The 9648-nt window shown below is 72.0% G+C and carries 9 protein-coding genes; 4 read left to right on the forward strand and 5 right to left on the reverse strand.

Annotated features, from left to right (window positions below; genetic code table 11):
- Positions 1-61 precede the first annotated feature (61 nt).
- From CH341_RS23545 to CH341_RS23555, 3 genes are all read right to left on the reverse strand, one after another.
- Positions 62-562: a RidA family protein gene (locus CH341_RS23545; protein ID WP_111421424.1), complete on the reverse strand. Its 501-nt coding sequence runs from the start codon at positions 560-562 to the stop codon at positions 62-64.
- A 69-nt stretch (positions 563-631) separates the two neighbouring features.
- A complete protein-coding gene (locus CH341_RS23550; RefSeq protein ID WP_245431217.1) occupies positions 632-1681 on the reverse strand; it encodes a YeiH family protein in 1050 nt (349 codons plus the stop codon).
- Positions 1682-1877: 196 nt separating this feature from the next.
- Positions 1878-2420, reverse strand: coding sequence for a hypothetical protein (locus CH341_RS23555; RefSeq protein WP_146604590.1), 543 nt, complete (start codon positions 2418-2420; stop codon positions 1878-1880).
- Positions 2421-2653: 233 nt separating this feature from the next.
- On the opposite strand from CH341_RS23555, the gene modB reads away from it, so the two are divergent.
- The 3 genes from modB (at position 2654) to CH341_RS36010 (ending at position 5160) form a co-directional block, all read left to right on the forward strand.
- Positions 2654-3349: a molybdate ABC transporter permease subunit gene (modB, locus tag CH341_RS23560; RefSeq protein ID WP_111421432.1), complete on the forward strand. Its 696-nt coding sequence runs from the start codon at positions 2654-2656 to the stop codon at positions 3347-3349.
- Positions 3346-4443, forward strand: a complete 1098-nt coding sequence (modC, locus tag CH341_RS23565) for a molybdenum ABC transporter ATP-binding protein (RefSeq protein ID WP_111421427.1) — start codon at positions 3346-3348, stop codon at positions 4441-4443. The genes modB and modC overlap by 4 nt, the downstream gene beginning before the upstream one ends.
- 255 nt (positions 4444-4698) lie before the next feature.
- Positions 4699-5160, forward strand: coding sequence for a hypothetical protein (locus tag CH341_RS36010; protein WP_111421428.1), 462 nt, complete (start codon positions 4699-4701; stop codon positions 5158-5160).
- 83 nt (positions 5161-5243) lie between these two features.
- Here CH341_RS36010 and CH341_RS23575 read toward each other — a convergent pair whose 3' ends face one another.
- Positions 5244-7031 carry a gamma-glutamyltransferase family protein gene (locus CH341_RS23575; RefSeq protein ID WP_111421429.1) on the reverse strand — a complete coding sequence of 596 codons (1788 nt, stop codon included), beginning with the start codon at positions 7029-7031 and terminating at the stop codon, positions 5244-5246.
- A 244-nt stretch (positions 7032-7275) separates the two neighbouring features.
- Here CH341_RS23575 and CH341_RS23580 point away from each other — a divergent pair, with 244 nt between their 5' ends.
- Positions 7276-8265, forward strand: a complete 990-nt coding sequence (locus CH341_RS23580) for a Bug family tripartite tricarboxylate transporter substrate binding protein (protein WP_111421430.1) — start codon at positions 7276-7278, stop codon at positions 8263-8265.
- A 62-nt stretch (positions 8266-8327) separates the two neighbouring features.
- Here CH341_RS23580 and CH341_RS23585 read toward each other — a convergent pair whose 3' ends face one another.
- Entirely contained in the window at positions 8328-9323 is a 996-nt protein-coding gene (locus CH341_RS23585) for a Bug family tripartite tricarboxylate transporter substrate binding protein (RefSeq protein WP_170149777.1), read from the reverse strand.
- Between the last annotated feature and the right edge of the window lie 325 nt (positions 9324-9648).

A 9648-nucleotide genomic window follows, 5' to 3' on the forward strand; every position in this document is an offset into this window, starting at 1 on the left:
CACCCTACCCCGAACGCCTTCGGCGTTCGACCCTCCCCCTCCAGGGGAGGGTGAAGGCTCATCACTTCACCGGCACCATGGCGGTGACGTCGATCTCGACCAGCATGCCGGGCCAGGCGAGCTGGTTGATGTTGAGGAAGGTGTGGGCGGGCAGCGGCTGGCCGGCGAAGGCCTCGGTGCGGCACGGACCGTAGAGCTGCTGGTAGCGGATGTCGGTCACGTAGGTGACCATCTTGACCACGTCGCCCAGCGTCGCGCCGTTCTTCTCCAGCGCCTTCTTGATCTTCTCGTAGGCGTACTTGCACTGCGCCGTGAAGTCGCCGGGATGCCGGATGGTGCCGGGCTTCTGGTCCTCGTCCTCGGCGCCGATGCCGGCCAGGAAGATCGTCTTGGCCGGGCCCGTCACGGTGACGGCCTCGGAGAAGCGGCCCTTGGTCCAGTCGGCGTAGTTGTAGGTCTTCTTCTCGAACACGCCCCCCGGGGCCGGTGCAGGCGCGGTCTGGGCCTGCGCCGTTCCGGCGAGCGCAACGGCGAGCAGCGCGGCGGTGGCGGGAAGTCTCATCGAACGTCTCCATCGGTGTCGACGCGAGGCGCGTCGGGGACGATGGTAGAGCAAGAACGATGCCCGGCGTCAGCCGATGGCCACGAGGCCGGCCGTCACCACCGCGAGGATCACGACCGTCGTGACGCAGACCGTGACGAGGTGGCGCCAGCCGAGCATCCGCATGGCGGCCAGCGAGGTGCCGAGCCCCAGCGCCGCGATGGCGAGCAGCAGCATCGCATTCGTGAGAGAGACGAGCAGATCCTTCGCCACCGCGTAGATCGGCGCCAGCGCATCGACGCCGGGCACGATCGTGTTGACGACGCACAGCGCCAGGAACACCAGCGCGAACACCGGCACCGGGGCCCTGGCCGTGCCGGGCGTCGCCTTGACCAGCCACCAGCCGATGGCGAGGATCATCGGCAGCAGCAGGAAGACCCGGAACAGCTTGACGATCACGGCGGTGTTGCCGACCGGCTCGGACACGGCATAGCCGGCGCCGACCACCTGGGCGACGTCGTGAATGGTGCCGCCGAGCAGGATGCCGGTGGCGTGGGCGTCGAAGCCGAGCCAGGCGGCGAGCGGCGGATACAGCACCATGGCGAGGGTCGAGAGCGCGTTGACGGCGACCACCACGAAAGCGATGTCGGCCTCGCGGCCCGGATAGGGCGGCACCACGGTCGCGGTGGCGAGCGTCGCCGAGGCGCCGCACACCGCCGTGCCGGCGCCGACCAGCGCCCCGAAGCCCGGCGCCATGCCGAAGGCGCGCGCACAGACGAAGCCGGCGATCACGGTCGCGATCATGGCGACGACGACCAGCGCGGCCGACGACACGCCGAGCGCCAGGATGTCGCCGAGCGCGATGCGCAGGCCGAGCAGCGCCACGGCCCAGCGCAGGATGGTCTTCACGGCGAGCACGAGGCCGGGCTGGAACACCGGCCGCGCCGCGACGCGGTTCGCCGCGATGCCGATCAGCAGCGCCAGCACCATGGCCGGGATCGGCGCGACGCGGGCGACCAGCGGCGCCAGCGCGACCGCGGCGATGGCGACCACGGCGGACAAGACCAGGCCGGGCGCGGCGCGCCGACCCAGCGCGATCGCCGCGGCGGCGGCCCCCTGCTCGGTGGACTGGGCCGTCACGGCGCAGCCGTGCGGTCGTGCCGCACGGGCACGGATGACGCCTGGAGGCCAGTGGCGTGGAAGGAGATCATGCGGGCACGGGGGCTCGGGACCAGCGTCGCGCCCGAGCCGGCGGCGCGGACGCATCGAGGTTTTTGCTTGTAGGAGACGCGCCGGCGCGGCGTCAACGCACGCCCGCGCAGCTCGGCCGGGCGGATCACTCCGGCAACAGCCGCTCGACCGTGGCGCGGCAGTCGGCGCACACGCCATAGCTCACGGCGATCGGGACGGTGGGCTGCTCATCGAGGCTCGCCGGCTCGCGCCAGAGGCCGTCGCGCAACAGCCGGTTGCAGGTGCTGCAGCGGAACAGCATGCGGCCGCGGGGCAGGCCGGTGGCGGAGAAGTTCAGCGGCAGGGCGAAAGGCAGCGGCACGCTGCGCAACATCCGGTAGGCGAGCAGGACGCCCTGCCCCGGCTCCGCCCGCAGGGTCATCTCCATGTGGCGCTCGCGATCGGGCGAGTCGCAACGGAACGGCAGGATCGCCTCGCGCTCCTTGCGCCGGACCCGCCACAGCACCGTGTCGAGCAGCGACCGCGTCTGGTCCCCGGTGACGTGGACCAGGAGGTCGGTGCCGAGCACCCGGGCGACGGTCGCGGCCGCGCCGTCGTTGTCCAACGCGAACGCGTCCCACGCGCCGCCCACGCCGACAATCCGGTTCCGGCTGTCCAGTCGGCAATAGAGCGCGTCGGGTGGCGGCACGGTCTCCTCCGTCGGGGCGCGGACGGGCGACCCGGCCGAATGTCCGCACGCCCGGACCGGCAACGCAACCCCGGTCTGCTGCGGAGCCGCGCGGCGCACCGGGGCTTGGCAGCCGATCGACCGCCCCGCTATATTCCTCCCGCTACAGCTTTCAACGCGTCCCCTCCCGGACGATGCAACCGGCGGACCCGCATGCCGACGACCTCGCGCGACAAGGCCTCCTCGCGGCCATGATGGATCTGTCGTCCGAGGAGCTGACCGCCATTCATCTGTCGCTGCGCATCGCCGTCGTCGCGACGCTGGCGAGCCTGCCGCTCGGCATATTCGTCGCCTACGCGCTGGCGCGCTGGCGGTTTCCGGGGAAGGTCCTGCTCGACGGGCTGGTGCACCTGCCGCTGGTGCTGCCGCCGGTCGTGACCGGCTACGTGCTGCTGCTGTTGTTCGGCCGGCGCGGGCCGATCGGCGCCTTCCTGGCGGAGAATTTCGGCATCGTGTTCTCGTTCCGCTGGACCGGCGCGGCGCTGGCCTGCGGCGTCATGGGCTTTCCGCTGATGGTCCGGGCCATTCGCCTGTCCATCGAGGCGATCGACCGGCGGCTGGAGGACGCGGCCGGCACGCTCGGCGCCAACCGGGCCTGGACCGTGGCGCTGGTGACGCTGCCGCTGGCGCTGCCCGGCCTGATGGTCGGCTCGATCCTGTGCTTCGCCAAGGCGCTCGGCGAGTTCGGCGCCACCATCACGTTCGTCTCCAACATCCCGGGCGAGACGCAGACCATCTCGGCGGCGATCTACAGCCTGACCCAGACGCCGACCGGCGACGCCGCCGCGCTGCGCCTCACCATCGTGTCGATCGTGATCGCGCTGATGGCGCTGGTCCTCTCCGAGGCCGTGCAGCGCCTCGCCACCCGCAAGATCGCGCAGTTCGAATGATCCGGGCCGCCATCAAGAAGACGCTCGGCACCTTCGAGCTCGACATCAGCTTCGAGAACGACGGCGGCGTGATCGCGCTGTTCGGCCCCTCGGGCTCCGGCAAGAGCGCGACCATCGGCCTGATCGCCGGGCTGACGCGGCCGGACAGCGGCGCGATCCTGCTCGACGGACGGCCGCTGGTCGACACGGCGAAGGGCGTCTTCGTGCCGGCGCATGCGCGCCGCATCGGGCTGGTGTTCCAGGACGCCCAGCTGTTCCCCCATCTCAGCGTGAAGCACAATCTGCTGTTCGGCCGCTTCTTCGCGCCGAAGGCGGAGCGGCGCATCGCGCTCGAACCGGTGATCGAGACGCTCGGCATCGGCCATCTGCTCGACCGCCGGCCGGGGCGGCTGTCCGGCGGCGAGAAGCAGCGCGTCGCCATCGGCCGGGCACTGATCTCGTCGCCCCGGCTCCTCCTGATGGACGAGCCGCTGGCGGCGCTCGACAGCACCCGTAAGCAGGAGATCCTGCCGCTGATCGAGCGGCTGCGCGACGAGTTCCGGATCCCGATCGTCTACGTCTCGCACGCGGTCGAGGAGGTGGCACGGCTGGCCGCCCGCGTCGTCGTTCTGGCCGGCGGCCGCGTGGTCGCGGCCGGCACGGTCGAGGACGTGTTCGGCGACAGCGCCGCGCAGGCCGGCGAGAGCCGCTTCCGCCGCGCCTCCTTCGTCACGGCGCGGGTCGCCGGCTACGACGAGGCCTGGGGCCTGACCGAGCTCGCGCATCCCGCCGGCACCATCTGGCTCGCCGGCCGGGCCGGGCCGCCCGGCCGCGACTGCCGCGTCGCCGTGCGGGCGGTCGACGTGACCCTGGCGACCGCCAGGCCCGCCGGGCTGAGCGTGCGCACCGTGCTGACCGGCACGATCGGACGCATCGACACCGACGACGGCCCGCTCGCCGCCGTGACCGTCGACCTCGCCGGGCACGGCCACGTGGTCGCCTCGGCGACCCGCAAGGCGCTCGACGAGCTCGGCCTCGCCCCGGGCCGCCCGGTCTTCGCGCTGATCAAGACGGTGGCGCTCGACGAGCAGACCGTCGCGCTGGCGCCCCGCTGACGCAGGCCGCCACCGCCCCCGCACATACGCCCCGCCCCGCACGTCATCGTGATCGGCTGCGCCCTCGCGCGTGATCCCCCGCACGAACCCGGTCTCCTCCCGCCGCGACCAAAGGAGGCGCCTCGGCCGTGTCCGGTCGAGGCCGTCCGGACCCCCACCGGAACGCCGGACGTTCATCGGCATTGATCCGGTATCGCCACACGCGTGGGCAGGCGGACACCGCCCGCCCCGCAGGGCAACGCGCAGGAGCTGACCATGCGATACGTGTCGACCAAGACGGCCGCGGCCCTCGCCCTCGCGGGTGCGCTCGCGGTGACCTCGACGGCCGCCGAAGCCCGCAAGGGCCGTTTCATCGCCGCGGCCGGCATCGGCCTCGCGGCCGGCGCCATCATCGGCGCGGCGGCGTCGTCGAGCTATCGCAACAGCTATTACGGCGGCTACTACGGCGGCGGCTACGGCTATGCGCCCGCCGGCTACGCCTACGGCCCGGGCTACGGCTATGCGCCGGCCTACTCGTCCTACAGCTACGGCCCGAGCTACGGCTACGCGCCCGGCTGGGGCGGCGGATACGCGTACAGCCCCGGCTACAGCGGCTATGCCTACGCGCCCGGCTACCAGAGCGCCGGCTGGGGCGGCGGCTGGGGCAACTCGTGGGGCTGGGGCCGGAGCAACTGTCCGGTGCGCGGCGCCTACCGGCCCGACTTCAGCCAGTGCTGATCACACGATCTCGTGTCGTCGGAGGGCGGGCGCGAGCCCGCCCTTTCGGCGCATGACGCGATGCTGTTCGGCGGCGGCCCGCGTCAGCGGCCGATCGCATAGGCCTGCATGAGGCGCGGCGTCGCGGCCGCCGTGATCATGCCGTCGCGCCGCGCCACCGCGCAGACGCGACCGAGCGACCACGGCCCTTCCACCTTCAGGTCGTGACCACGCGCCCGCAGGGATGCGAGCGTCGCCTCGCCGAACCGCTCCTCGATCAGCAGCCGGTTGGGCTCGACGCTGCGCGGATAGAACGACTGCGGAAAGTGCCGGCAGGTGAACAGCGGCGCGTCGATCGCGGCCTGCAGGTCGAGGCCGTGGTGGAGATGGCGCAGCAGCACCGCGGCCACCCACTGGTCCTGCTGGTCGCCGCCCGGCGTGCCGATGGCGAGACAGGCCTCGCCGTCGCGTGTCACCAGCGTGGGCGTCAGCGTGGTGCGTGGCCGCGCCGCCGGATGCACCGTGGAGGGATGGCCCGGCTCCAGCCAACCCATCTGGCCGCGCGTGGTGATCGGAAAGCCGAGCTCCGGCACCACCGGCGAGCTCTGCAGCCAGCCGCCCGACGGCGTCGCCGAGATCATGTTGCCGAAGCGGTCGACGACGTCGAGATGCACGGTGTCGCCCCACTCGACCGGCAGCGGCGGAAAGGTCGGCTCGCCGTGGCCGAGCCCGACCGGCTTTTCGCGTCCCGCCATCGCCAGGACCCGCGCCATGCGGTCCGCCGCGCCGGGCAGATCACCCGGGCGCAGCGCGGTCGAGGCGCCGTCGCCGACCAGCGTGCGGCGCGCCGTCGCGTAATCGTCGGACAGCAGCGTGCCGAGCGGCACGTCGACGACGTCCGGATCGCCGTAGAACACCTCGCGGTCGGCGTAAGCGAGCTTCATGCATTCGACCACGACATGGACGAAGTCGGGCCCTGTCGGATCCATCGCCGCGAGGTCGAACCCCTCGAGCAGCGCCAGGGTCTCCAGCATCACGGGGCCCTGCCCCCACGGCCCGGTCTTGTGCACCTCGACGCCGCCGTAGCGACGCGACACGGTCGGCTCGACGCGCGCGCTGTAACGCGCCAGATCGTCGCCGCACAGAAGTCCGCGGTTGCGCCGGCCGGTGGAGTCCATCAGCTCGGCCGAGGCGTAGAAGCGGTCGATCGCCGCGGCGACGAAGCCGCGATAGAACACGTCGCGGGCGCGCTCGATCTGGGCGATGCGATCGGGGCCGACCGCCTCCGCCTCGGCGACGATGCGCCGGTAGGTCGCGGCGATCGCCGGCGTGCGCATCAGCGCGCGCGGCCGCGGCACCTCGCCGCCCGGCAGCCACACGGCCGCCGAGGTCGGCCACTCGGCCTTGAAGAAGTCCCGCGCGGCGTAGATGGACGAGGCGACCCGCGGCAGCACCGGAAAGCCGGTCTCGGCATAGCCGATGGCGGCGGCGAGCACGTCGGCGAGCGACCAGGTGCCGTAGTCGCGCAGCAGCAGCATCCAGGCGTCGAACGATCCCGGTACGACCGACGGCAACAGCCCGGTGCCCGGGACCTGGGCGACGCCGAGGCGCGCGAACGCGTCGAGCGTCGCGGCGGCCGGGTACGGCCCCTGCCCGCAGATCACCACGGGCGCCGGCGCATCGTGCGCCTTCAGGATGATCGGCAGGTCGCCGCCCGGGCCGACCAGATGCGGCTCGACGATCTGCAGCACGAAGCCGGCCGCGGCGGCGGCGTCGAACGCGTTGCCGCCGCGCTCCAGCACAGACATGCCCACCGCGCTGGCGATCCAGTGCGTGGTGGCGATCGCGCCGAAGGTGCCGCGGATTTCCGGACGGGTCGTGAAGGTGTGCATGGCGGACTCGCAGGCGACGAGGAGGCCGCACCGAACCGTGCACGCCGCCGCTTGTCAAACACACGATCGCGACGCGTCGTGCAGCACACACGCCTGGGCTGCGCCGGCGGCGCGCCACGCCGATCGCTGCGATTGACCTGCGTCGAAAAGCCGGGATAGTCGGCCGCTTACCACGAGCCATCGCGGCGTCCTCGTGTCAGCCGGAACACCGGGCCGCAAGCATCGCTCCGACCCGGTGACATGCATGATCGCCTTGCCGACCCCGACCCGTCGCTCCGTGATCGCCGGCCTCGCCGGCACCGCCGGTCTCGTCGCCGCGCATCGGGCCCACGCGCAGGACTGGCCCGAGCGGCCGATCAGCCTGGTGGTGCCGTTCGCGCCCGGCGGCTCGACCGACATCCTGGCCCGCGTGGTCTCGGATCACCTGCGCCAGTCGCTCGGCCAGCCGGTCGTGATCGAGAACCGCACCGGCGCGTCGGGCAATGTCGGCACCGCCTTCGTGGCGCGCGCGCCGGCGGACGGCTACACGATCCTGTTCAACACGATGAGCGTGCACACGATGAACCACGCTCTGTTCGGCACCATGCCGTTCGACGGCGTCAACGACTTCGCGCCGCTCGGCCTGCTCGCCTACGTCACCAACACCGTGGTGGTGAACCCCGCCCTGCCGGTCCGGACCATTCCGGAGCTGATCGCCTTCGCCAAGGCCAATCCCGGCAAGGTCACCTACGCGTCCGCCGGCTACGGCTCGACCAATCATCTCTCGGCCGCGCTGTTCGAGAAGATGGCGGGCGTCGAGATGCTGCACGTCCCCTATCGGGGCGGCGCACCGGCCGCGGTCGACACCGTGGCCGGACAGACCCAGGTGTTCTTCACGGCGGGGACCCAGAGCCTCGAGCACGTGAAGATCGGCAAGCTGCGCCTGCTCGCCGTCACCGAGGCGCGGCGCTCGGCGCTGCTGCCCGACGTTCCGACCGTCGCCGAGACGCTGCCGGGCTACGAGATGTCGGTGTGGTACGGCGCCTACGGCCCGGCCGGCCTGTCGCCGACGATCGTGTCGCAGCTCAACGCCGAGCTTCGCCGCATCCTGTCCCTGCCCGACGTGAAGCGGCGCATGGAGGAGCTCGCCGTCGAGGTCGCCGGCTCGACCCCGGAGGAGCTCGGCAGCATGACGCGGCGCGACGCCGCCAAGTGGGGCCGCACCATCAAGGAGCTCGGCATCACGGCGCAGTGACGGGGGCGCAGTGACGGGGGCGTGACGACGCGCGGGCGTCGCGACGGACGAGCGCCGCGGCCCTACTCCGCCTTGATGCCGGCGTCCTTGATCACCTTCGACCACTTGGTCTCCTCGCGGTCGATGTCGGCGGCGTACTCCTCCGGCGTGCTGGGCAGGACCTCGGCGCCCTCCTTGGCGAGGCGCTTCTGCAGATCGTCGGAAGCGAGCGCCTCGCGCAGCGCCTTGTTGAGGGCGTCGACGATCGGCCGCGGCGTGCCGGCCGGCGCCAGCAGGCCGTAGCGCAGCACGACCTCGTAGCCCGGCAGCCCGGTCTCCGACACCGTGGGCACGCTCGGCATCAGGGACGAACGCTGTGCGCTCGTCACCGCGAGCGCCTTCAGGGTGCCGTTGTCGACCATCGCGTGCACGGCCGGGATCGGCGTGAACGACATCTTGATGTGGCCGCCGACCAGGTCGTTCAGCACCGGACCGGAGCCGCGATACGGGATGTGGGTGAGCTTGGCGCCCGACATGGCGACGAACAGCTCGCCGGCGATGTGCGTGACGGTGCCGACGCCGGCCGAGCCGTAGGCGAGCTGCCCCGGCTTCTCCTTGGCGAGCGTGATCAGGGCGCCGGCCGACGGCACGTCGAAGCTCGGATGCACCACCAGCACGGCCGGCGCCGAGCCGATCATGCCGATCGGCGCGAAGTCTTTTCGCGGGTCGAAGCCGGCAGCCGGGTAGAGGCTGGGGCCGATCGCGATGGTGCCCGAATAGCCGAACAGCAGCGTGTAGCCGTCCGGCACGGCGCGCGTGAACGCCCGCGCCGCGACCGTGCCGCCGGCGCCGCCGCGATTGTCGACGACGATCTGCTGGCCGAGAATCTCGCTCATCTTGTCGGCGACGAGGCGACCGACGATGCTGGTCGAGCCGCCCGGCGGGAACGGCACGACCAGCGTGATGGAGCGGTTGGGATAGTCCTGCGGCTGCGCCGCCGCCGGAACGATGGCCCAGGCGAATGCTGCGACCAGAACGGTGGAGACCGCCGCCGTTCCGAGTGCCGAAATCTTTCGCAAAGATACAGTTCGACCGTTCGCCGACATCGACGTCCTCCCGGTTGGCGTTTCCTGCGACGCGCAGCGGCCCGTTACTCGCCGGCCCCTGCGGACCGGCATCGGGTTCTTGATCGTGCTGCGTCGTACCGTCCCTATCGTACGACCTTGGAATGATCAGTTCGAGTCAGCGACCATTCCGTATCAATGCCCGGGGCTGCCCCCCACCCCCGACCCCTCCCCGCCACTCGCGTCGCGAGCGTGCGGAGGGGAGTCGCAGGTCCGTGCCCGGACCGACAGAGCCGAGGCGCCTCTTCCCCCCTCCTCCCATTCGCGTCAGCGAATGGCG

The sequence above is a fragment of the Rhodoplanes roseus genome (assembly GCF_003258865.1).
Classification (GTDB): Bacteria; Pseudomonadota; Alphaproteobacteria; order Rhizobiales; family Xanthobacteraceae; genus Rhodoplanes; species Rhodoplanes roseus.

What these genes read in the sequence shown, in the direction of transcription:
- CH341_RS23545 (WP_111421424.1), bottom strand. Translation starts at nt 562, where the DNA reads ATGAGACTTCCCGCCACCGCCGCGCTGCTCGCCGTTGCGCTCGCCGGA.
- modB (WP_111421432.1), top strand. Translation starts at nt 2,654, where the DNA reads ATGGATCTGTCGTCCGAGGAGCTGACCGCCATTCATCTGTCGCTGCGC.
- modC (WP_111421427.1), top strand. Translation starts at nt 3,346, where the DNA reads ATGATCCGGGCCGCCATCAAGAAGACGCTCGGCACCTTCGAGCTCGAC.
- CH341_RS36010 (WP_111421428.1), top strand. Translation starts at nt 4,699, where the DNA reads ATGCGATACGTGTCGACCAAGACGGCCGCGGCCCTCGCCCTCGCGGGT.
- CH341_RS23575 (WP_111421429.1), bottom strand. Translation starts at nt 7,031, where the DNA reads ATGCACACCTTCACGACCCGTCCGGAAATCCGCGGCACCTTCGGCGCG.
- CH341_RS23580 (WP_111421430.1), top strand. Translation starts at nt 7,276, where the DNA reads ATGATCGCCTTGCCGACCCCGACCCGTCGCTCCGTGATCGCCGGCCTC.